The organism is Crocinitomicaceae bacterium, assembly GCA_016708105.1.
GTDB lineage: Bacteria > Bacteroidota > Bacteroidia > Flavobacteriales_D > Crocinitomicaceae > JADJGJ01.
This window is the reverse complement of sequence record JADJGJ010000002.1, coordinates 515650-539894: the sequence shown is the minus strand read 5'-3', so window position 1 is coordinate 539894 and position 24245 is coordinate 515650. Positions and strand designations below refer to the sequence as shown.

Annotated in this window: 15 protein-coding genes and 1 pseudogene; 8 read left to right on the top strand and 8 right to left on the bottom strand. The window is 37.1% G+C overall.

What is annotated here, in order from left to right; genetic code table 11:
• Positions 1 to 15: 15 nt before the first annotated feature.
• The 4 genes from IPH66_13510 to mutS all read right to left on the bottom strand — a co-directional run bounded on the left by IPH66_13510 (position 16) and on the right by mutS (position 5032).
• Complete coding sequence (locus IPH66_13510) at positions 16 to 933, bottom strand: DUF2279 domain-containing protein (protein ID MBK7130361.1); 918 nt, start codon at positions 931 to 933, stop codon at positions 16 to 18.
• Between the two features lie 104 nt (positions 934 to 1037).
• Positions 1038 to 1259, bottom strand: coding sequence for a hypothetical protein (locus IPH66_13505; GenBank protein ID MBK7130360.1), 222 nt, complete (start codon positions 1257 to 1259; stop codon positions 1038 to 1040).
• A 32-nt stretch (positions 1260 to 1291) separates the two neighbouring features.
• The gene (locus IPH66_13500) at positions 1292 to 2374 is read right to left on the bottom strand and encodes a T9SS type A sorting domain-containing protein (protein MBK7130359.1); all 1083 of its coding nucleotides are present in this window, start codon (positions 2372 to 2374) and stop codon (positions 1292 to 1294) included.
• A gap of 81 nt (positions 2375 to 2455) precedes the next feature.
• Positions 2456 to 5032 carry a DNA mismatch repair protein MutS gene (gene mutS, locus IPH66_13495; GenBank protein MBK7130358.1) on the bottom strand — a complete coding sequence of 859 codons (2577 nt, stop codon included), beginning with the start codon at positions 5030 to 5032 and terminating at the stop codon, positions 2456 to 2458.
• Positions 5033 to 5354: 322 nt separating this feature from the next.
• On the opposite strand from mutS, the pseudogene IPH66_13490 reads away from it, so the two are divergent.
• The 4 genes and pseudogenes from IPH66_13490 (at position 5355) to IPH66_13475 (ending at position 13531) form a co-directional block, all read left to right on the top strand.
• A pseudogene (locus IPH66_13490) lies at positions 5355 to 6516 on the top strand (IS4 family transposase).
• A gap of 224 nt (positions 6517 to 6740) precedes the next feature.
• Entirely contained in the window at positions 6741 to 8147 is a 1407-nt protein-coding gene (locus tag IPH66_13485) for a hypothetical protein (protein MBK7130357.1), read from the top strand.
• 43 nt (positions 8148 to 8190) lie between these two features.
• Entirely contained in the window at positions 8191 to 10617 is a 2427-nt protein-coding gene (locus IPH66_13480; GenBank protein MBK7130356.1) for a WG repeat-containing protein, read from the top strand.
• 109 nt (positions 10618 to 10726) lie between these two features.
• Positions 10727 to 13531 (top strand): T9SS type A sorting domain-containing protein, encoded by a 2805-nt coding sequence (locus IPH66_13475; protein ID MBK7130355.1) that lies wholly within the window; start codon positions 10727 to 10729, stop codon positions 13529 to 13531.
• 679 nt (positions 13532 to 14210) lie between these two features.
• On the opposite strand, the gene IPH66_13470 is transcribed toward IPH66_13475, so the two are convergent.
• Positions 14211 to 14918 (bottom strand): hypothetical protein, encoded by a 708-nt coding sequence (locus tag IPH66_13470; protein MBK7130354.1) that lies wholly within the window; start codon positions 14916 to 14918, stop codon positions 14211 to 14213.
• Between the two features lie 254 nt (positions 14919 to 15172).
• Here IPH66_13470 and IPH66_13465 point away from each other — a divergent pair, with 254 nt between their 5' ends.
• The 3 genes from IPH66_13465 to IPH66_13455 all read left to right on the top strand — a co-directional run bounded on the left by IPH66_13465 (position 15173) and on the right by IPH66_13455 (position 18172).
• Positions 15173 to 15787 carry a deoxynucleoside kinase gene (locus tag IPH66_13465; protein MBK7130353.1) on the top strand — a complete coding sequence of 205 codons (615 nt, stop codon included), beginning with the start codon at positions 15173 to 15175 and terminating at the stop codon, positions 15785 to 15787.
• 155 nt (positions 15788 to 15942) lie between these two features.
• Entirely contained in the window at positions 15943 to 16794 is an 852-nt protein-coding gene (locus IPH66_13460; protein MBK7130352.1) for a hypothetical protein, read from the top strand.
• A 154-nt stretch (positions 16795 to 16948) separates the two neighbouring features.
• A complete protein-coding gene (locus tag IPH66_13455) occupies positions 16949 to 18172 on the top strand; it encodes an NADP-dependent isocitrate dehydrogenase (GenBank protein MBK7130351.1) in 1224 nt (407 codons plus the stop codon).
• 204 nt (positions 18173 to 18376) lie between these two features.
• On the opposite strand, the gene IPH66_13450 is transcribed toward IPH66_13455, so the two are convergent.
• From IPH66_13450 to IPH66_13440, 3 genes are read right to left on the bottom strand one after another with little or no spacing between them, the layout of a single operon-like run.
• Complete coding sequence (locus IPH66_13450; GenBank protein MBK7130350.1) at positions 18377 to 18952, bottom strand: bifunctional precorrin-2 dehydrogenase/sirohydrochlorin ferrochelatase; 576 nt, start codon at positions 18950 to 18952, stop codon at positions 18377 to 18379.
• Positions 18948 to 19715, bottom strand: a complete 768-nt coding sequence (gene cobA / locus IPH66_13445; GenBank protein ID MBK7130349.1) for a uroporphyrinogen-III C-methyltransferase — start codon at positions 19713 to 19715, stop codon at positions 18948 to 18950. Before cobA ends, IPH66_13450 begins: the two co-directional genes overlap by 5 nt.
• Position 19716: 1 nt before the next feature.
• A complete protein-coding gene (locus IPH66_13440) occupies positions 19717 to 21774 on the bottom strand; it encodes a nitrite/sulfite reductase (GenBank protein ID MBK7130348.1) in 2058 nt (685 codons plus the stop codon).
• Between the two features lie 594 nt (positions 21775 to 22368).
• On the opposite strand from IPH66_13440, the gene IPH66_13435 reads away from it, so the two are divergent.
• Positions 22369 to 24234 (top strand): CocE/NonD family hydrolase, encoded by a 1866-nt coding sequence (locus tag IPH66_13435; GenBank protein MBK7130347.1) that lies wholly within the window; start codon positions 22369 to 22371, stop codon positions 24232 to 24234.
• Positions 24235 to 24245 lie beyond the last annotated feature (11 nt).

The following is a 24245-nucleotide window of genomic DNA, read 5'->3' as shown; positions in this document are numbered from 1 at the left end:
TTTGATATTGAAAAATCAGAAGTAAAGCGCTCTAACTTTCACCCCATGCGTTGAAAATTCCAGCGCCGGAAATGGCACTTTAAAAACATTCAGTGATCTAAAAACAAATTTGAGCCAGGGTTTTGAAACAGGAATTTTTTCAAAGTCAATATCTAACGACAAGTAATATTGACGATAGGGAACAAAGGTAGTTGTGGCGCCCGGATCGCCGGTAATAAAAACACTACCATCACCATATAATTGATTGTTAATTCCGTAACCAAAAGATAAATTGAGCCATGGTAAAACATCTTTTTGCTGCTTAAATAAATTGATAGGATTAAAACTCATCCAATAAGTTTGCCCGTTATAATCTTTGAATACCCGTGATAAAAAAGAATCACCCAGTACTTGCGGACGCAAAACAGAAAGATCAGTCAGATGACATGAAAATTTCAACTTGACGTATTGTTGGTTGAAGAAAAATTCTTGCCCAAAATAAAGCAGACTTCCTCCTGAGTTAAACGCCACATCACTCCATGAAAACCCCCAATCTGCATTAAAAGCATCAAGCAATTCAAAGGTTGACATATAGCCAATACTATAAGCCGCACCAAGTAACGAGGCCTGTTTGTGATTGATGCCTGACCATTCGAATAAATCGCCTGCGGCTCGTGAAAAATTCCATGATGTTAGTAGATGACCTGCTTTGTCCATTTGTTGCCATTCGTTCCAGTCATTAAAAGTGTGAAAATCAGTTTTAGCAAAATCATCATACCACACAAATTGCAAAGCAGAAATTGAACCTGCCCACAAAACGCCATCAGTAATGCTTACACCAATGGTACGATTTTTATTAAAAGCAGAATCTGATTTGAAAAAAGATTGAGCATCAGTATTTACATTATACAGACACGAGATCAGAAATAACAATAAAAATTTCAGTGACTTCACCCAACGAAGATAGGAAATAAGAATATAAAGTAGAAAAGATCAGACGAACGGAGTCATGAAGAAATTGTTAATACCTCAGCAGCTATGCACTGGAAAATTCGCGATCAAGTTTTATTCCACTGCACTTTCAATTTTTCAATTCCGCTTTTATCTTTCATGTCCAAATATTCTTCAAAGTATCCACACTGAGTGCACACAAAAACATCCACGTGAATGCGTGACCATCCGGTAACCGGTATTACACTGCGTTCACCACGTTTTGTAATTCCCATATTGGTGAATATTTCAGTGCTTTGACATTTGGGGCAGGTTTTGGTTGATTTCATTTACGCATCATTTTACTTTTACGAACATGAAACTACTGTTTTGCAATGACTAATTTTTCACAGTACACTTTAGCTTCAGAACGATAAATGACTATGTATTGCCCATTAGGAATTTCACTGATATCAATTTTTACACTGTCAAAAAATATGTCTTCCAAAGATTTTGAAATCAACAATTTTCCCTCTAGTGAATATATTTCTACGCAACATGTATTATTTATATCTAAAGGAGGAATTACTATATAAACAAAATTATCCGTTGGATTTGGGTAGACAAAAATTTCGCTTTTGTCTCCAGTAATATCCATATCATACACCCCAACAAAAGGATCAACGCACAAGCCTCTCACCCAATTTGAGCTGGCATTATTTAAGGCAAAATTATAGAGTGAACCGGTATGTGATCCATTCGTTAAATCAACCAAGGTATCAAGCCCCGGATTTGGATTGAGCGGATTTCCTTGATTAAAATCGTAATACGCAATCAATCCCGATTCAGTGCCAGACAATTCTTCATCCATATTATCAGCAATTTCAGCAGCGGTTCTCACAGTAGCCCAAATTCGTACATCATCTAATTCACCATTGTAAAATTGTGATGTTGCTAAATTATCATACTCTTGACCAAGGCTATATCGATCAGTTGCGGATATGGAACAAACCGCTGAATGTGTGTTCACCAAAATGCCATCAATATAAACAGAGCAAAATCCATCATCGTAAGTATATGCAATGTGATGACAAACATTGTCTCCAATAACTTGTGAACTAGTATAAATAGCGCCGGTACCCCATGAACCATCCGGATAAATCATCAATTTTCCGTCTTGCGCTGATGGTCCGCCCATGATAATTAATAGTCTGTTTTCTCCAGCCGGTTCATTGATTGCAAACATCACCGTTCTAATTGAAGACGTTTGATCATCCTTCAACGCTTTCATCCAAAACTCAATCGTAAAGTGAGTTTGGTTTGCATAAAAATCATTTTGAAGCACGTTGAGATTGACATAGTCATTGATGCCATCAAAGTCTAATGAGTTTTTGTATTGTGCCTTGCTGATTGAACAAGTCAACAAACAAACTGACAACAATAAAGAGGTTGATATTGATTTCATTCAGTTAATCTACGAAATCTTTTCTCAATAATCAAAAACGAGTGATGAATCCCCCAAAATAATTTGGTTTATAAACACTTTTCACTTCACCCCAACATATTTTTTAATCTCATTGAGTTTCATGAGTGCTTCAACCGGAGTGAGCGTATTGATATCAATGTTTTCAATTTCTTCTTTGATTTGCATCAGAACAGGATCATCTAATTGAAAAAAGCTGAGTTGCATTTTTGCGTCAGCGGCAATTGCTTTGGCTTCTTTTCTGAGATCGCTGCTATGATTTTTTTCCAATTGCACCAGCACTTCATCAGCGCGCTGAATAACATCTTTAGGCATACCGGCCATGCGTGCAACATGAATACCAAAACTATGATTGCTTCCACCGGGCATTAGTTTGCGAAGAAAAATCACTTTGTTGCCAACTTCTTTCACTGCCACGTTGTAATTTTTAATGCGATCAAACGTGGTACACATTTCATTGAGTTCATGGTAATGGGTAGCGAACAAAGTTTTAGGCCGCGCTGATTTATTCTGATGCAAATATTCTGTAATTGCCCATGCAATAGAGATACCATCATAGGTACTTGTGCCTCGTCCAATTTCATCCAGAATAATGAGTGATCTTTCAGAAAGATTATTGAGAATACTTGCCGTTTCATTCATCTCAACCATAAAAGTTGATTCGCCAGATGAAATATTATCAGAGGCGCCAACCCGTGTAAACACCTTATCAACCAATCCAATTTTGGCTGAACGAGCAGGAACAAACGAACCCATTTGAGCCATCAGCACTATGATTGCTGTTTGTCTGAGCAAAGCAGATTTACCACTCATGTTTGGGCCGGTAATCATGATAATTTGTTGGCTTGCATTGTCCAGATACAAGTCATTGGCAATATAATTTTCACCGGGAGGCAATTGTTTTTCAATCACCGGGTGACGTCCGTCACGGATATCCAATTCAAACCCTTCATTCACTTCAGGGCGGGTATATTGGTTGATCACCGCAACATCTGCAAAAGCGTGCAGGCAATCCAATTTTGCAAGTAGCGTTGCATTGTGCTGAACGGGCAAAATATATTCTGTCATGGCGCCAACCAATTCATTGAGCAACTGTGTTTCCAGCGCATGAATTTTTTCTTCGGCACCCAGAATTTTTGTTTCGTATTCTTTCAGTTCTTCTGTAATGTATCGCTCAGCATTTACCAGAGTTTGTTTTCTGATCCAATTGGTTGGTACTTTATCTTTATGCGTATTGGTTACTTCAATATAATAACCAAACACGTTATTAAATGCAATTTTTATACTTGATATACCGGTTGCGGCAATCTCACGTTGTTTAATATTTTCAAGATATTCTTTTCCTGAAGACTGCATCAACCTAAGTTCATCCAGTTCAGAATTTATACCGTCAGCAATCACCTGTCCGCGACCAACAGCAATGGCGGCATCGAAATGAATTTCACGTTCAATTCGTCCGCGGAGAACATCACACAAATTCAATTGATCAGCCAATAATCTAAATGACTCATGGGATGATTTAGCGCAAGCCATTTTTATAGGAGCCATAGCACGTAAAGCTCTGGCAAGTTGTAAAATTTCTTTGGGATTGATGCGCGTTGTTGCAACTTTTGACACGATGCGTTCAAGGTCACCAATCTCTTTTAATTGCTCGGTAATAATTTCTTTGAATACTGTATTGCTGATAAACTCTTGCACCATATCATGCCGTTCACGGATGGGGGCAATTTCTTTGAGTGGTAAAATCATCCACCTCCTGAGCATACGTGCTCCGGGCGGAGTAATAGTTTGGTCAAGAATCTGAATAAGTGTTGTTGCATTTTCATTTTGTGATGAAAGCAATTCCAGATTACGAATAGTGAAGCGATCTAACCAAACATATTTATCTTCTTCAATGCGTGCAATATTTTTGATGTGTCCTAACTTGTCATGTTGCGTATCACCGAGGTAATGTAAAATAGCACTTGCGGCAATGACGGCCAGCTTCAAATTATCTACACCAAAACCTTTGAGTGATTTCACTTCAAATTGCTTTTCAATCATCTCAAGCGCGAAGTCAGGAGTAAAAATCCAATCATCTAATTTATAGTTGTAGGTAGTTGCTGAAATCTGTTCAGCGTAGATTTTCTGTTTGCTTTTTTGGAACAAAATTTCTTTTGGTGCAAAACCTTGAATCAGTTTATCCACGTATTCAAAATTACCTTCAGCCACCATGAACTCACCGGTAGATACATCAAGAAAAGCAACCCCTGTGCGGTTAACATCAAAATGTATGGCTGCTAAAAAATTATTTTCTCTACCGTCTAATACTTTTTCATTGTAAGATACACCGGGTGTTACTAATTCTGTAACGCCGCGTTTGACAATAGTTTTTGTCATTTTTGGATCTTCAAGCTGATCGCAAATTGCCACCCGCATACCGGCGCGTACAAGTTTTGGCAGATAATTATCAAGCGCGTGATAAGGGAAACCGGCCAAATGTGTTTCAGACGCTGAATCTTTGCCACGTTTAGTGAGCACTATATTCAGAATATTAGCCGTTCTCACTGCATCTTCACCAAATGTTTCATAGAAATCACCAACCCTAAAAAGCAACAATGCATCCGGATAGCGTGATTTAATTTGATTATATTGTTTCATCAGCGGAGTTTCAGCTGATTGATCTGAATTTTTCTTTGCTCCCACAGGCCTCTTTTTTACCCAACGAATGTACTCATTGCCTCTGGGTTTTATTAAATTGAATGGGGCTTTTTTTTAACAAAACCAGAATTCCTATTGATTCGGCTGGCCCCTGTCTGCATCTGGATATTGGGTAACAAACCCCAATATTTGGATTATTGAGCGATTTTTATTAATTTTTGTTATTGAATTCACTACTGTCCGATAAAAAAAATTTAAAAGCGGGATTTCCATAACAGATTTCCCGCTTTAGTGTAATTTGGTTTTGACGAACTAAATACACATGAATAAAAGTAACTACTTTTTTGGACAGTCGGTTTTCGGACAGCTGATTTCTTTAATTGACCCAACTCTTGTAAGCAGAGTGGTTAAGAACCGTAACTCTGATTATTATACCAAACGATTTGACACATCTGATCACTTAATCAGCATGTTGTTTTCAACTTTCGCCAATTGTTCATCGTTGCGAGAGGTTGCCGGTGCTATGCTTGGGCTCAAAGGAAAGACAAATCATTTTCAGTTAAAAACATTCCGCACAAAAGCACCTTGAGTGATGCAAATGCTCGAAGGAGTCATGAGGTTTTTCAAGAGATTTATTATTTATTGTACAAAGAGTACTCAGGGGTTATCTCGGACAGCCGAAAACAATATGTATGGGAACAAAGAGTGGAAATTATTGATTCAACAACTATTTCATTGTTTCGTGATTTATTGAGCTGTGTTGGCAGAAAATCCTCCAATGGCAAAAGAAAAGGAGGCATAAAAGTACACACTCAAATTAATCTTCAGGAACAGGTTCCAAAACTGATTTGGTTTTCATCAGCGACAACACACGATAAAAAATTCCTTAAAAAACTTAAGCTGGAAAAAGGCAAAATAGCTGTGTTTGATAAAGGATATAATGATTATAAAACCTTTGATGAATTCACACAAAACAACATCTATTTTGTCACCAGACTAAAATCAAATGCAACCTATGAATTGGTTGTAGAAAATGATATTCCCAGCTATATTGACGCAGGTGTATTGAAAGATGAAATTATAAAAGTTGAAGTCAAAGACAACGGAAAATATCTCAAAACTACTGAACTCAGAAGAATTGCTTACTGGGATGACGAACACAAAAGATGCTTTGAATTTATAACCAACATACAAGGGATGAACGCAGGACACATCGCACTCATTTACAAAAAACGATGGCAAATTGAATTACTTTTCAAACAGCTCAAACAAAACTTTCCGCTAAAATATTTTTTAGGCGACAATGAGAATGCAATCAAAATTCAGATTTGGTGTACGCTAATAGTGAATCTGCTGTTGACCGTTATCCACAAAAAATTAAACGAAAATGGGCTTTCTCTAATCTGGCCAACTTTTGCAGACTGCATCTCTTCAATTACATTCATCTGATCAAATTTCTAGAAAATCCAGAAAAGATTGGCTAGTTGAAATAGATCCACAACTTCAATTCGAATTTAGTTCAGCCTGAAAAGAGGGGGCTTACTTTTGAAATACAAGGCTTTTCATACGCAACCATGAGGGTTTTGAAAGGGTTTTTACGTACTTTTAGTTTTTATCGGACAGTAGTGTATTGAATTATTTATATCGCCTAAATCAGACATAAGATCAAAAAAAAACGTTCACCTTGTATCAGCCAAAACTTATTTTTATGCGTACGTTGAAAATTCACCTGTTATTTATTGCCGGATTTGTTTTTATACTCAAGAGTTGCAGCAGTCCTGCAGCAGACGAAACCAATAAAAAATCAAACAACTCAGATACAACTCAACTTGTTGACAGCAATATTACAGATGCTTGGGTAGTTCCGGTATTTGATCCTCCTTTTGAGAACGTAGACGTGCCTTTCAAAACCTACGCATATAATTCCAACAAAGCGATGGTCATTGATTTTTCAACAGGGAGCAAAATAAGCATACCTGAAAATGCCTTTGAACACATGAACGGGAATGAAGTGAGTGAACCAATTGAAATAAAGTATCGCGAATTTCATACTGCAACCGATATCATTTTAAGCGGCATCAACATGAAGTACAATGAAGGAGACACCCTTGATGCAGATTTTGAAACAGCGGGCATGTTTGAAATAAGGGCATATAGCAATGGAAGCGAATTAAAATTGAAAGACCATAAAAAGATTTCTGTAAATCTGGCCTCATTTAAAAAGGGCAAATTCAACAACTATAAAATGAATGAAAAAAGTGGTAATTGGGAGTACATTGGGCAAAGCATTGTAGTACCGAATGAAGACAAGAAAACGGAAACAACCGTGGAAAAGGTTGAAGAATCAATTTGTGATGAAGACCCGGTTGAGTACAAACAAGGAATGGACATTTTTGATCTCCAATTTGATCCGCTCGAGTATCCCGAATATCAAATATTCAGTGATGCCATGTGGATTTGCAATGGTTCAGATGAAGATAAAAAACAACTGAGCAGATATTTATCCGGCTTCAACCATTTCACCTTGCTTCCCTCAGATTCATGCAATCAATACGAACTCGCAATATTTAATCATCATACAATTAGTGAGAATGAAAGGGTATTTAATGTAACACCGGTGTGGTCAGGGAAATCATACCAACGGGTAAAAATGGAATTCCGAAAAAAAATCAAAGAACTCAATGATGCGATGGAAAATGCGATAGCAGCCAAACAAGAAGCCGATTTGTGGCGGCTGTTTGAAATCAGCGGAATGGGTGTTTACAATTGTGATAGAATTTTAGAATATGCGGCATTAGTTACCGTGAATTTAATTTTAATATGTGAAGCAGGAATTAAATCCTTTTTTCATATTACAAATAATGGCACTGTTGCAATTAAATATTTCAGTACTCAAGTTAATAATTTTAGATTTGATCCGGAAATTAGAAATGGATTTCTCGCAATACTTCCGGGAAACAAAATAGGACTAATAAAACCAAACGAACTTGAAGGTGCTTACCAGAAGGCACTGCAAACAGGATCATCAAATGTCATAATGAATATGGAGGTAAAAGAAATTTCTGAAGCTATAAAATCTCCGGATCAAGTACAAAAACACATGGCTTCATTTTAATCAACTTTCCCATTAATATCTCTGCTCAATTAAACGTATTTTTATGTTGGAAAAGTTGACCATTTTCATACTACTGATTTGTTTTGCAACGAATGTTTCAAGCCAGTCAAAAACAACTATTCTTTTTGATTCATTAGGTTATTACGCAACCATTACTCCCACTGGAAAATTATGGTCAGGGTATGTCACATTTAAACAAGTATTGCATGATCCAACAGGTACTACTCATTACATGACACTCAACCATAATAATAAGTGGGGTATGGCCGATGAGAAGTTATTACCACTCATCCCATCTGAATATGACACTATTATTCCGCACAAAAAATTTCTGTTTTGTTTTAACTTGAAAGGTGTAGACATTTACTCCAGAGGTTATCAAAAATTATTTCATCTATCAGGTGAAAAAGAGGTTGAAATAATTCCGGTTAACCCATACGACTCGGCTAAAGAACAACTGTTTCTCTTTGATGATTACATGAGAACTGCCGTGACAACTGAAACATTTCAAATCTATGACTCATTAATCTTTGATGATGCTTTTTACCTCAATGGAGTAATTCTCACCAGAAAGGGATCATTATTCGGATTTATTTCTCTTTCAGGAAAAAATATTCGCCCTGAATACAGATCCATTTCTTTCTTCAATAATCAAATCATATCATTGAAAAATTCTGCCAACGAAACAAAGTATTTTTATACAACAGGGGTGCCATTTCCACACACTGATTCTGTTCTTCAAGTTGTAAGGAATGGCTACAAAATTTATCAAAATGGAAAGGGTTATCTCATCAATGCATCATTGGAAAAAATAGTAGACTATACGGGTGATGATGTTTTTCCACTTAACAAAAGTGAATCAGATAATATTACGAAGTACTTTGCCTATAAAAAAAATAATAAAATTGGCATTTGCACAAATAAAGGAACCATAGTTGTTACTGAGCAATTCGAATACATAGAGTCAGCTGATGAAAACGGATTTATTGTGATGAAAGATTCTCTGTTTGGGGTAATTGATTTAAACGGGAATTGGAAAATAAAACCTGAATATACTTTTATTGAATATCCTTATCCAAATTACTTCAGACTCCATCTAGGAGAGAAAAAAGCATTATGTAATCAACACGGGACAATTATTTTAGATCTGATATATGATGAAATTTCACCTTTGGAAACAGGCATTATTACTTTGAAAGGAAATAAATATGGATTTTACAATTCAAATGGCGTCTTAATATCCCCTGAAATCTGGAATGAAGTGTATATAACAAACGGTGATTATATTGAGCTGGTGAATACATCAAAAAAAATTTCAGCTCTTGTAAATGAGCGCGGGTTGATTACACCAACAAATTGCACCGCTGTATTTTGCACAGGTACTGGAGTAAAATATTATTTAGGTAATACTATTGTTTTTCTGACAGTCGAAAACGGTATGAGAAAAGACAGTTCGGTCTATCAACAAGAGGGTATACTTCATATAGACCGACATAGAAACAGATCACCATTATATGTTATAACAACACCATGCATCACCTTCAGAGATCAATTAAGTGGTAAAATCGGCAGCAAAAAAAAACGGGATAAGGGTTATGCAGTGGAACCGCAATTTGATAATCTCATCAACCACCATATTGATATTGGAAAAAAAGAAGATAAGAGTACGTTTTATATTGGTTCAATGCCCTTTCATTCGTACGAAACGCTCTTTAATTTTAGCGGAGGCAGTGGTGATTTATCAGACCCTATGCTATCTGTACTTTCACCTAACTCAACCTCACAAACGCCAGCACATTCACGGCCAATTGTGCAGTATGATGGTTCGCTTTCGGTAATAGATCCATTATTTATTCTGTTTGATACCGCGATTTTCGCCACAACATTAAAAGAATATACCGCAGTTTATTCTTCTGGAGATATCAATTTTAGCAAGGGTTTCAAAACAATAACGGTGAGAGAATATTTCAATTCTCTTAACACGGGGTTCAATCTTACTATTGACAATATTCAAGTATTCTCCATCTTATCAACTAACAATACAATTTATCTCGATAAGCCAGAAATTAATCTTTATCATGAATCATTTTCCCGTAAAACCTATTTAGGTAAATTCAATGATTTCTTAATTTATCCAGATGGTTCCATTGCTGTTCAAAACATGCAGGGGAATTTTTATTACATGAACAAAGATGAGGTAACTTCAAAATCCTTTAAAGATTTAAAATCAATTCTTTTCGTACCTAATGTAATCAACGCATATTATTTTGCCAAAGAGGAGGTTTCAGATATTGGTGGCATTAGTGAATACAAATGGTTTGTCTATAATGAACTTGAAAAAATTAATACAACGGGTTATGATGAAATAGAATTTTTGGGGAATAATTTTATCAAAACCAGGAATAACAATTTACATCAAATTATGACCATGAGAGGTGAAATAGTTTATACTTTCACCACTATTCATTAAAGGTTTTCCTGCTAATTGGGCAATAAACGGTAGAAATTCAATAATACCCACAGACCTTGCTTGTCAACGCATCCAAAAAACCCTATCTTCATACCCTCAAAAATAATCTATGATGAAAAAACTGTACACCATTACCCTGGCTTTGTTGTTTGGTGCGGGAGCAATTTCGCAGACAACAGATCTGGGCGGACCCATGGGCTGGCATCCGAAATTTGTTCAGCCAAAAAATGTTGATTCGCACGCTATGCCCGGCTTTGATGCCGCTGCGGTTGCATATGAAGATTCAATTAACGACCTCACTAAAGCAGGTCCCTGGAGATTTGGTTATAAATACAATACCAATTTTTCATTAGAAAATTCAGGTACATGGACAAACCTAAACAACGGAAACCGTCTATGGCAAATTGAATTGATTTGTAATGGGGCTCTCACGGTCAATCTGATTTTTGAAAATTTACAGATACCTGAAGGTGCTTATATTTATTTGTATGATGTCAATAAAACAAATCGCGTAGGCGCTTACACCAGCAGAAATAATAACAGTGAAAACATGTTGGGAACTGAGTTAGTGCATGGAGACCATATCATTGTTGAATATTTTGAACCCGCTGCAGTTGCAGGACAAGGTACGCTCACCATTGCTAATGTGGTTCATGGTTACAGAAGCCTAAGTAAAGTGCAAGAGTCTCTGTTAAAAGATTTGGAAGATTCCGGCAATTGTAATGTTGATGTGAATTGTCCTCTTGGAGATGGATGGGAAAATGAAATTCGCTCCGTTGCTATGATTGTGGTTAGCGGTAACGGAATTTGTACAGGAGCTTTAATCAACAATACATGTGATGACGGAACACCTTATTTTTTGACTGCAAACCATTGCGTTGACGGAGCCAATCTTTCAACTTGGGCATTCCGTTTCAATTGGGATAGTCCGGTGGCTATTTGTCAAACTGCAGGCACAAGTACTGATCCCGGTGCGCCGTATGATCAAACTGCAAATGGGGCAACTGAATTATACGCAAGTCCTGCCTCAGATGTTGCGCTATTGCAAATTACCAATATGACATTAACAGATGCACAAAACTGGAATTGTTATTATGCCGGTTGGGATAATACAGATGGACCGGTTTCACAAGGTACAGGTATTCACCACCCATCAGGCGATGTGAAAAAAATATGTCGTGAAGACAATGCGCTTTCTCAAACTTCATGGGGTGGTGCTGCGTGCTGGCAAATTGCAAACTGGGATCAAGGAGTAACTGAACCGGGTTCATCAGGATCACCTTTGTTTGATCAAAATCATCGCATCATTGGTCAACTTTACGGAGGTAGCGCTGCATGTTCAGGCACTAATGACAACAACCAACCTGATTATTATGGTCGCTTTGGCGTATCATGGCCAAACATTGATACTTGGCTTGCACCGGGAGGTTGCGGTTCTCCTACCACTAACGACGGTTGGGATCCTGTTTCGCCTCCAACAAATGATGATGCCGGAATTAATGGAATATCTACTCCATCAGGAAATTTTTGTACTGATACATTTGATCCGGTTGTTACATTGAGAAATTATGGAGCAAATAATTTGACTCAGGTAACTATCAATTATGACATTGATGGCGGAACAAACAATACATACAGTTGGACAGGGACACTTGCACCCGGAGCAACCACCAATGTAACCTTACCTACGATGACAACAACCGCCGGAGCACACACATTTAATGCATACACCTCTAACCCTAACGCTGTCGTAGATACTAATCCTGCAAATGATGATGCTTCTTCATCTTACAATGCAACTATTGGAGGTGAAGCCGTAACGCTTACCATTGATACCGATTGCTGGGGTTATGAATTCGCTTGGCAAATTCTTGACGGCTCAAGTAACGTAATTCAAGAAGGTGGAAATCTTTCTGTCATACCTGGTGGAGGACAAATTGCAAATACAGGTGATCCGGGATCATACGGTGATGAGACTACTGTAACAGAAACTTTCTGCCTAGCTGTAGGATGTTATGATTTGGTAGTTTATGATGATTGGGGTGATGGTTTTGATGGTACAGGTTCAGGTTGCGCAATTGACGGAAACTATGAACTTACCAATTCTTCAGCCACAGTTTTAGCAGCCATGTCAACACCTGATTACGGGGCAACAGAAACTACCAATTTCTGCATTGCTTCACCATGTGCCGGTTCAGTTAACAATACCACTACTGAAGAAATTTGTTTTGATGATTGCGATGGAACAATTACCGTGAATGCTTCAGGAGGAACTTTACCTTATTCATATGATATTGGATCAGGACCTCAAGGAAGTAATATATTCAGTAGCTTGTGTCAGGGCACTTATAATATTAGCGTGCTTGATGGAGATGGATGCAGCCAAGTAATTTCAGTAACCTTAAATGGACCATCAGAAATTACCGGTAGCACCGTTGTGACAGATGAATCACTTGGCAATGATGGTGCCATTAATCTCACCGCTGCCGGCGGAACCGGAACATTAGATTATGCATGGACCGGTCCGGGTGGATTCACTGCAAGCACTCAGGATATTTCAGGACTTGCCGCCGGAACCTACAGCGTAACTATCACTGATGACAACAATTGCTCAATTGTGATTTCAGGAATCATTGTAGATTCAGAAGTAGGAATTTCAGAAAACGGATTTAATAATCTGATGATTTATCCAAACCCGTCTACAGGAATTTTCACCCTTGATTTTGGACAATTTGTTTCCGGAGAAACATTCATTTCTGTTCGTGACATTACAGGCAGAATTATTTTCACTTACCAATTAACTGACGATAACATGACGCAGATTGACCTTGCCTCATTTGCAGATGGAACGTACTACGTACAAATTGTTTCAGGTGAGAATACCAAAGTAATTGCTGTTGTGAAAAAGAATTAAGCGATAAATAAATCTGTTTATTGAGAAACCCGGGGTTGAGAGACTTCGGGTTTTTTTCCTCACTCCTCTTTCCTCTATCCGAGGGAGAGAGGAAGTAGCGTTAGTTCACACTTTTGCTATACCCTTGCGATGCGGCTTTCCCCCTCTGGAGGGGGATTAAGGGGGAGGATATTTGGTGATGTGAGTTGGAATATTCCGAAAACCTTTGCGTTTTTTTTCCTCACTCCTCTTTCCTCTCTCCGAGGGAGAGAGGAAGTGACGTTAGTTTGCACTTTTTCAAAACTCTTGCGATACGGCTTTCCCCCTCTGGAGGGGGATTAAGGGGGAGGATATTTGGTGATGTGAGTTGGAATATTCCGAAAACCTTTGCGTTTTTTTTCCTCACTCCTCTTTCCTCTCTCCGAGGGAGAGAGGAAGTGACGTTAGTTCGCACTTTTTCATAACCCTTGCGATGTGGCTTTCCCCTCTGGAGGGGGATTAAGGGGGAGGAAAAGATGTGAAAAAAGTTTGAACTATTCCAAAGTACCTGTGTAAATCATTTTTTGAATTTCAATAAAAATCTCCTGTCACGAACATCCCATATTCAGACACACTATTTCGACACAAAAAAATGCTTTAATCGATGAATAAAATTGTATTCAACTTACAACCCAACGCTACAATATGGTGTGGCATTGAACTATATATTTATCCCCACCTGTGATAACCCTTTGCAAAACCCTTCTTTATCTGCCGGACTAATCAAATATTTCTGATCTTGATGAGTTTCTATCAAAACAACATCTGCACCTAATTTAATGGACTTAAGCTTTAATCTATCTCCATTGCGTGTGATACTTTTTTCAATTGTAGGAATACTGAGATACCAAGTCAACGGTGACGAATGATCTTTTTTTGGACCAATCACAATACGACCTTCTTCTCCTCCATATCTGTTTTCAAAAATCAATTGCTCAGCTTCAGCACAAGGTAAAATTTTTACTGTTCTGATTTCCTTTTTCTGAATTGAAAGATACTTGTCACGCACCAGACATCTGACTTCATCTGCAGTAATTTTATACAATTTTCCGCGCAATGAAAATAACATGAAAAAAGCAAGCAAGAAACTAAGAATGAAAATATCTACTGCAATAACCAAAAACTTTTTTTCAGGTTGATTCATCACCAGTACATTAAAAAAAATTGCTGTCGGAACAAAGAAGGCAATCATAATCATCATTCGTATAGCATTTGTTCTGCTGCTTGCGGGAAGAAACTCCTTTCCGGAACTAGAGGCAAAATGTAATTTCTTCAAAGAATTAAATCTTAATGAAATATAAACTATGTAGAACAACATCAACAATGAAAGGGCGGATAAACCAATAGCTATCCAGTCAAATTTCGTCATAACCCAGCAATTTAAGCTTGTAATAAAAAGTACTCAACCCGGCGCAAGCTCTAGACACTCTATTCTGTCGCAAGCTATGAGGAATAAAACCAAACCTTCCTGACCGACGAAGCGGAAGGTGATGGAGGATTAAAATTAGTAATTGTTTTGTGATTAGGGGTGTCAGGTGAATTGTTGAAAAAAAAGTTAGTGACATAAACCAATAGACCAGCAATATTATTTCTACTTTAGATGCCTCACAAATTAATCAAGGTATGCATATAGCTGTTGCCGGTAATATAGGATCAGGAAAAACCACGCTCACCAAATTACTCTCAAAACATTACGGGTGGGATACCCACTATGAAGATGTTGAACAAAATCCTTATCTCAATGATTTTTATGAAGACATGCAACGCTGGTCATTCAACTTGCAGATTTATTACCTGAATAGCCGTTTCACCCAAATACAGGAAATTAAATCATACAAACGAAATGTAATTCAAGACAGAACAATCTATGAAGATGCGTTCATCTTTGCTCCTAACCTGCACTCCATGGGATTAATGACAACCCGTGATTTTGAAAACTATTTCTCTCTGTTCAATTTGCTTGAGTCATTTATTTCTGCCCCAGATTTACTCATTTACTTGAAGGCATCTGTTCCTACACTGGTTAATCAAATTCAAAAACGTGGACGTGAATATGAAGAAAGCATTCGCCTTGACTACCTGAAACGCCTCAATGAAAGATATGATGCCTGGATTTCTACTTATGACAAAGGCAAATTAATTGTCATTGATGTAGACACCAATAATTTTAATGATAATCCTGATGACTTAGGAAAAATAATTACCTCCATTGACGCTGAAATCAACGGACTATTCTGACCCCCTAACCAACAACATAATCATGAAATAAGCGAATCTCTGGGTTCGCTTATTTTTTTTACATACCAATACTTTGACATTCAATTGAATTTTAATATCTTTCTTTTGATTAAAACCAACATCTTATTTGACAAAAGAAATAAAATTTGTTACTCATGAAACTATTCAACAATATCTTGCTTTGTACAAGCCTTTTTGCCGTTGCATGCGGGTCAAGTTCACCAGAAACTATGGAGGTTGATCCGACAACAGAATTTAAAAATTTGCATGATCATTTTGAAAATAATTATCGGTCTGCTCTGGATAGCTATAATGCAAATCTCAACTACTGCGAAGATACCACAAGTAAAGTGGGTTATCAGGTTTTTTATGAAGACGAACCGGAATTTGTAAGCCATGATAGTTTACACTTAATTTTAAGTGATATTGGACAGCATAAAACCAATACGGTTATTCATGTTTCACAAATATTCGACACCACCGCTTATGATGAGTTCAGAAAGGCATTAGCATTTGTTGATGCCTTGTTTAGCATACGTCTTGCAATGGCATCAGATGTTGTGTATTACACATCTGCTCAGCAAAAAGACATGGAAGAATTTGAAGAACTTCACAATCAAAACTTAACTAATGAATACGATTTGGATCGCTACAAACTAGTCTCAGACAAGATTAAAAAAATGATAGCTTCAGAATATGTAATTTACATTAAAACACTGTACAATTTCTATCCAAGATCTGAAGGAATAATGTATGAACCGGGTGAAATAGTAGCTATGGTTTATGTATTTAATACATCAAATAATCAAATTGAAAATCAGTTCATGTTTGATGCTGCCAATTCTGATGAAGTTTCTTATTCAACAGATGTAAGTGGAGAAGACAATGGAAGTATGTTAACAGAGCTTAAGAGTGATTTGATGCGAAATTTTAAAACCGAACTTGCAAGTGAACTAAGTCTCAGATACAAAGTAACCGGTTCATTGCCTGATTTTGTTTTCAACTAACCAAACAGCAACCATTTATTTGAAAGACAGTTAAATGCCTTACTTGGCTCAAGGGTGAATACTAGACCATTCATTCACAAGATAGATCATTTGCTGATTGTTTCTAAATACTTACATTTGCTCTCATTAAAAAAACCATTAAACCTTACCAATCATGGCAAAAATAAAAGTAGCAAATCCGGTTGTTGAATTAGACGGGGATGAGATGACCCGCATCATCTGGAAATTTATCAAAGACAAACTGATTCTTCCGTATCTTGATGTTGACATTAAATATTATGATTTAGGAATTGAGAGCAGAGATAAAACAGAAGATAAAATTACGGTTGATGCTGCTGAAGCCATTAAAAAATATAAAGTTGGAATTAAATGCGCAACCATTACACCTGATGAAGCGCGTGTGAAAGAATTCAACCTGAAACAAATGTGGAAATCACCTAACGGAACTATCCGCAATATTTTAGACGGAACCGTTTTTCGTGAGCCCATTGTTTGCAAAAATGTACCTCGTTTGGTTACCAATTGGACATCACCAATTATTGTTGGTCGTCACGCATTTGGTGATCAATATAAAGCAACTGATTTTGTTGTACCGGGTAAAGGAAAACTCACCATGAAATTTGAAGGTGAAGACGGAAAAGTAATTGAGCATGAAGTATACTCTTTCAAGGGTCCGGGTGTTGCAATGGGTATGTACAATATTGACGAATCAATTAAAGGTTTTGCTTTATCATGTTTTAATATTGCATTGGCAAAAAAATGGCCACTTTATCTTTCAACAAAAAATACCATTCTTAAAAAATACGATGGACGATTCAAAGATATTTTTCAAGAAATTTATGACAGTCAATTCAAAGATAAATTCAAAGAAGCAGGTATTGTATACGAACATCGTTTGATTGATGACATGGTTGCTTCTGCTTTGAAATGGAACGGTTCATTTGTATGGGCATGTAAAAATTATGACGGCGATGTTCAGTCAGATTCTGTTGCACAAGGATTTGGTTCATTAGGTTTGATGACTTCAGTACTTGTAACACCGGATGGTGAGATTATGGAAGCAGAAGCTGCACACGGCACCGTTACACGTCACTATCGTGATCACATGGCAGGCAAAAAAACATCTACCAATCCAATTGCATCTATTTTTGCCTGGACTCGTGGGCTTGCTCACCGTGCAAAATTAGACAAGAATGCAGAGCTTGAAAAATTCTGTACAACTCTTGAAAAAGTGTGCGTTGATGTTGTTGAAAGCGGAGTAATGACAAAAGACTTAGCCGTGTGCGTTCATGGAAAAAATCTGAATGATTCGCACTACGTGTATACTGAAGATTTTCTTGAATCACTCAATAAAGAATTGCAGAAGAGAATGAATTAATATCCTCGCCCCCCCTCTCCAAAGGAAAAGGGGGGGGGTAAATTTTGCAATTTCAATTTGATTGTTGATTCGTTTGCGTTTTAGGCCAAAAAGTCTTGCGTAAAAAAATATTTTTTTGTGAGCGATCATATTGCAGAGTTAGATTCTCGCTTCAAATTTCTGAAAATAAAAAATCTGAATCCTCAACAGGTCATAATTTGCAATTCACCCCACCAACCCCTTACTTAGCTCATTCAACACTTTGAGTTTATCATCAAAACTGCCATGGAGTTTTTTTCTCAACGCGTGGGTTGATTCAATAGTTTCTTCAATGCTTGGTGGTAGAATAGTTTCAAATGTCTCGCGCAATCGTTTTGCAAGTATGGGAGATTTTCCGTTGGTTGAAATGCCAATTTTTAGATCTCCTTTAGTTACAATTCCGCCCAAATAAAAATCACATAAGTCAGGTTGATCTGCCACGTTGAGTAAAAATTTATACTTGTTTGCAAGATCTCTCAGATAGAGGTTAAGCGCTTTATTTCCGGTGGCTGCAATGACAAGCTGTTTTCCAATTAAATCTTCAATATCAAAAGTTCTCTGATAGCATTTTGAATCCGGAAATAATTTCAACAAAGAAAAAACATCTTGTAAAATAGTTGGAGCCACTAAATCAATTCCGGCGTGCGGTGATGATTTGTGGATGAACTGCAATTTTTCAAGTGCCACTTTTCCACCGCCTATCACTAAAAAACGCAGTTGATTTGCCTTCAAGAAAATGGGAAATAATTCATTCATATCAATTCAGGTATGAAAGTGCAGCATGTTGATTTTGTAACTCGCGATATGCGGAAACAACTTCCCCTATCACAATAATTGCGGGAGATTCCACCTTTTCTTCATGCGCCCGATGAACAATAGAACTTATATCAGCAAGCACAATTTTTTCATTTTCCAAAGAACCGTTTTGTATGATCAGCACAGGGGTATTTTCTTTTTCAACAGATAAAAATGCGTTGACAATTTTTTGCAGTTTTTCAACTCCCATTAAAATTACCAAGGTAGAATCAGATTTAGCCGCAAGCAGTAAATCACGATTAAATTGATTTTCCTTTTTTGTAGCCGTTAATACCCAAAAACCATTTGAACTTCCGCGGTGTGTGAGCGGAACCTGACTAAGTGCCGTTAAACCTGTTGCGCTTGAAATACCCGGCACAACTTCTGTATCAATTCCATGCTTGCGAGCGAAGATAATTTCTTCCATTCCTCTGCCAAAAATGAAAGGATCACCCCCTTTTAATCTAATCACTTCACCATACGTCAATGCATAAGAAACAATCAATTGATTAATTTTTTCTTGGCTGAAAGAAGGTTTACCACCGCGTTTTCCAACATATATTTTAATTGCCGATTTTGGTGCGTAATCAAGCACCGCCGTATCAACCAATGCATCATACAAAATCACCACAGCAGATTTGAGTTTGTTCACAGCGCGCAGAGTTAACAGATCCGCCGCTCCTGGACCGGCGCCAATCAATACTAATTTTGGTTGTATATCTTCTTTCATCTCAAATATGTTTTTGAATGTTTTCAATAAGTTGTTTTGCTGAGGCTAAATAAATTGTCAAAGCACTTGCTGATTTACCTGCATCATGACTTTGCTCTATCAACTCACCAAATGTTTTTGCAGCAATGTTTTGTGCAACATTTGCATACTCGGGCTCAAACGCTTGTTCTATTTGCGCTTTGGAATTTGTTTCTATTCCTTTAGTCAACAAATAGGCTTTTGCCGTTTGAATCAAGGATGAATAAATAGTGTATGCTGCATCAGCAAATTTTGACTGCAGGAAAAAATATTCTGCCTCAACCAATTTTTCTTCTGCCTCAAATAATAATGTTTTAGTGAGATCAATTTTTACACCGGCACACTCACCTACTCCAATTTCTGTTTTATATTTTTCATCGCTGCCCCAATCGCGCAATTCGTCATCACTTATAGCTTTCACATCAGCAACAGACTTTAATAATTCGTAAAAATAATTTTTTCCTTTTCTGTGATAATAGGCGTAAAATTTCTCGTTGTTCTCCTTTTCATTTTTAAAATCACGCAATAGAATTCTTACAACTTGCTCAACTCTTTTTGTTGGAATTTTAATAATTTTTTCGGCAAAAGCAGCATGACCATTTCCAAGATTAGCTCCGCCCAAAACTAACTGCAAAGCGGGAATCACATTTCCGTTGGCGTTAAAGCTGCTTCCATGAAAACCAATATCTGCCACGGCGTGTTGTCCGCAAGAATTCATGCAGCCGCTGATTTTTATTTCCAATTCTTCTTCAAAAATGAATTCATTAAATTCTGAGTAAAGTAATTTTTCAATTACGTTTGCCACGTTGTAGGTTGAAGTGATCCCTAAATTACAAGTGCTTGTTCCGGGGCATGAGGTGATATCAGCAATTTTTCCGGCGCCGTAATCAGCAAATCCATACGTGCTGAGTTCAGTAAATAATTCATGGAGCAAATCAACTGAAACTGATCTCAGTAAAATATTCTGATCAATAGTAATTCTGGCGGGCTCACTGCTGAAGTACTCCATTGTATCGGCCAATTTTTTTGCTTGAATTGAAGAGAGATTACCATTTCTTATTTTGATCAACACGGCAAAATAATCTTTTTGTTTTTGTGCAAAAACATTGGTATTGATCCATTTTGAATAATGACTGGTTGCATCAGTAACAGGCTTAGAATTTATTACGTCTGCCTTATAAAATTGTACATCCAAATTCAGTTCCGGTGCTTGCGTAAATTGCAAATGATGTTCAATTTGTTGTTTTACAAAATCTAATCCTTCTTCTTTGAGAAGATATTTTAAACGAGCTTTGTGACGTTTGTTGCGTTCACCAAATTTGTCAAATACTCTCAATAAAGCTTCACCAAATTTGAGGAGTTGATTTGCGGGTAGAAATTCAGAGACTACTTCGGCCAAAGCCGGCTGTGCACCCAAACCACCGGCTATAACAACTCTGAATCCCACTTCACTATTCTTAACAACCGGAATCAATCCCAAATCATGCAGATAAACACGTGCAGTATCTTTTGCAGATGATGATAAAGCGATTTTAAATTTTCTACCTAATTCTTGTCCAATTGGATTTCTCAGAAAAAAATCAAAGAGTGCAAAACCAAATGGGGTAATATCAAAAGGTTCATCTTGATCAGCACCGGCTAAAGGCGATGCAGTAATATTTCTGACCGTATTTCCACATGCTTCACGAATAGTGATATTATCTTTTTCCAGATCTGACCACAACTCAGGTGTTCTGTCTAAACTCACGTGATGTAATTGAATGTCCTGACGAGTGGTTAAATGTAAATTACCATTTGAATACTCATCAGAAATATCAGCAACTCGGCGCAGTTGTGCTGAAGAAACAATACCCAGCGGAAATTTGATACGCACCATCTGAACGCCTTGCTGACGCTGCCCGTAAATTCCGCGCGCTAAACGTAAACTTCTGAATGACTCTTCTGGAAGCGTGCCATTTTTGAATTGGTAAATTTTTCTTTCTAATTCAATGATATCTTTTTCAACTACCGGATTTTCTAATTCTGTTCTGAAACTTTGCATAAAAATTTAAATTAAAAAAGCCCGGTAGTTAAACTGACCGGGCTTTGTATATTAAGTAAGTGATTATTCAATATAAAAAATAGTGGTCAGGTGTGGTATCATTCCACATACAATACATACAACACATATTATTTTTCTTATTGACCATTTTTTCTTTTTTTTATCGCTGAGTTATTCAGCATGTTTTTGTTTTTCGACAGACTCATTCTTTACAATTCAGTCTTATTAATTCAATCTGCCTATGCTTGTCTTAAAAAGTTAAGTTTGAAAATATCTTTTTTCTAAGAACGGGTCAAAGATAAATACATACTTTTCATACTTCCAAACTTTTAGTCTATTATTTTGATAGATTTTATAGACTATTCAGTTTGTTGTTTGATTTTCTGTTATTTATGAAAATATTTTTTTACAAAAAACGGATTGAAGAAATTCAAATTACATCAAAAAGCGATATGTCGTAATTAAAAAAATATGTTCTCAGGATACAATTTAAATAAAGTGAGACCAAACCAAAAGAGGCATGGATACGTGTAGATAAAGGCAATGAAGGACATAATTTCTACCTTTGTACTATATTAACCCGGAATGAGCACGATGAAAAAATCAGGAATTTGGATAGCAAGTTTATTGTTTAGCATGACTTCATTTTCACAGCTAACTCCAACTGAAGATGATATCATGATACCCATGAGTGATGGAAAATTTTTAGAGGCCGATGTTTACATTCCCTCAGGTTGCACATCATGTGAAGTGGTATTAGTGCAGACACCATACAATAAAGATTTATTTGAATGGAGCTTACCCATGGGCATTGGACAAAATGTAGATGATCAACCGTTCATTTGGGTAATTGTAGACTGGAGAGGATTTTATGGATCAGCAGCTGCAACAGTGAGCAGCCCAGATCGTGGGCAAGATGCTTTTGATATTTGTGAGTGGATTGTTGATCAGCCATGGCACAATGATCGTATTGCAACATGGGGACCATCCGCTTTAGGAAATATTCAGTATCAGTTAATCGCTAAGCATCACCCAAATCATACGTGTGCAATTCCTGTTGTGGCAAGTCCGCAATTTGCATATACGGGGTATTTTTATGGCGGCGCACTTGAAGAAGCACGCCTTGAACAATTGGACGCCTTAGGTTATGGTCTCTCAACTATTGTAATGGCCAATGTCTATTATAATACAACCTGGCAGTATGCAGAATCACAAACTTATTACCCTGATGATATTGAAATTCCTACCCTGCAAATTGGAGGTTGGTATGATCACAATATTGATGAAGTAATGCAATTTTACAAAGACAGCCGAAGCCTTGCAGCCTCAAGTGTACAAGATCAGCAATGGTTGCTAATTGGACCATGGGTTCATGGAGGCTCAGGCATTGCTTACGTTGGCAGCGGTACACAAGGAGAATTATCGTATCCTGATGCTGAATTTGATAATGATTCTCTTGCATGGAGATTTTTAAAATTTTACATGCTTGATTCTTTGAACGGCTGGTTAGATCATCCAAAAATTACCTATTATGAATTAGGCAAAAACCAATGGCACTATTCTGCTGATGATGATATTGCAATAACCAATCATGAAGTGTTGTATTTAAATTCTTCTGCACGCCTTACCAATGAAAACGGAAATGGTTTCACTGAATTTATTTCTGATCCCACTGATCCTTCACCAACAATTGGTGGCGCTACACTTCATCCTGATCTGGAACAAGGCCCCTATGATCAAACATATCTTGACGGACGAGATGATATCATTACCTTTCAAACCGACTCATTGTTGAATGATCTTTCAATTACCGGAAAAATTACCATTAAATTATTCATCAGTTCTACTTCTGCAGATTGTGATTTGGTAGTTCGATTGGTAGATCTATATCCCGATGGAACCAACATGCTTATTACCGATGGAATTCAGCGAGTGCGTTTCAGAAATGGGTATTCTGTTACAGATGAAGAACTCATGATACCCGGTGAAATTTATGAAGTAGATGTTGAATTGCCTTTTACAAATTATACTTGGTTGGCAGGACATCGTTTAAAAATTTATGTTGGTGGAAATAGTTCTATCAGATGGAATGTGAACCTGCAGGATGGACTTGAAATGTACACCACAGCAACACCCGTAACAGCCACCATAAGCATTCACCACGATGACGCAAATCAAAGCAGAATTATTTTACCAACTAACAACACCTGGGTTTCAAATCAGGAATTGGCCAACGTTACCTCAACAAAAATATTTCCAAATCCAACAAGCAATCAATTATATGTTCTTGCCGAATCTTCTTTTAATCACTATCAAATAGTTGATCTCAGTGGACGAATCATTTTGGAAGGAAAATTGGAAAATCTTATTGACGTGTCTAATCTGGTGTCAGGTATTTATGTTTTGAAATTGATTTCAGAAACCGGAAATATTTCAGAACACAAGTTCGTTGTTAAATAATACACGGTAAC

What these genes read in the sequence shown, in the direction of transcription:
- IPH66_13505 (MBK7130360.1), bottom strand. Translation starts at nt 1,259, where the DNA reads ATGAAATCAACCAAAACCTGCCCCAAATGTCAAAGCACTGAAATATTC.
- IPH66_13500 (MBK7130359.1), bottom strand. Translation starts at nt 2,374, where the DNA reads ATGAAATCAATATCAACCTCTTTATTGTTGTCAGTTTGTTTGTTGACT.
- mutS (MBK7130358.1), bottom strand. Translation starts at nt 5,032, where the DNA reads ATGAAACAATATAATCAAATTAAATCACGCTATCCGGATGCATTGTTG.
- IPH66_13485 (MBK7130357.1), top strand. Translation starts at nt 6,741, where the DNA reads ATGCGTACGTTGAAAATTCACCTGTTATTTATTGCCGGATTTGTTTTT.
- IPH66_13480 (MBK7130356.1), top strand. Translation starts at nt 8,191, where the DNA reads ATGTTGGAAAAGTTGACCATTTTCATACTACTGATTTGTTTTGCAACG.
- IPH66_13475 (MBK7130355.1), top strand. Translation starts at nt 10,727, where the DNA reads ATGATGAAAAAACTGTACACCATTACCCTGGCTTTGTTGTTTGGTGCG.
- IPH66_13470 (MBK7130354.1), bottom strand. Translation starts at nt 14,918, where the DNA reads ATGACGAAATTTGACTGGATAGCTATTGGTTTATCCGCCCTTTCATTG.
- IPH66_13465 (MBK7130353.1), top strand. Translation starts at nt 15,173, where the DNA reads ATGCATATAGCTGTTGCCGGTAATATAGGATCAGGAAAAACCACGCTC.
- IPH66_13460 (MBK7130352.1), top strand. Translation starts at nt 15,943, where the DNA reads ATGAAACTATTCAACAATATCTTGCTTTGTACAAGCCTTTTTGCCGTT.
- IPH66_13455 (MBK7130351.1), top strand. Translation starts at nt 16,949, where the DNA reads ATGGCAAAAATAAAAGTAGCAAATCCGGTTGTTGAATTAGACGGGGAT.
- cobA (MBK7130349.1), bottom strand. Translation starts at nt 19,715, where the DNA reads ATGAAAGAAGATATACAACCAAAATTAGTATTGATTGGCGCCGGTCCA.
- IPH66_13440 (MBK7130348.1), bottom strand. Translation starts at nt 21,774, where the DNA reads ATGCAAAGTTTCAGAACAGAATTAGAAAATCCGGTAGTTGAAAAAGAT.
- IPH66_13435 (MBK7130347.1), top strand. Translation starts at nt 22,369, where the DNA reads ATGAAAAAATCAGGAATTTGGATAGCAAGTTTATTGTTTAGCATGACT.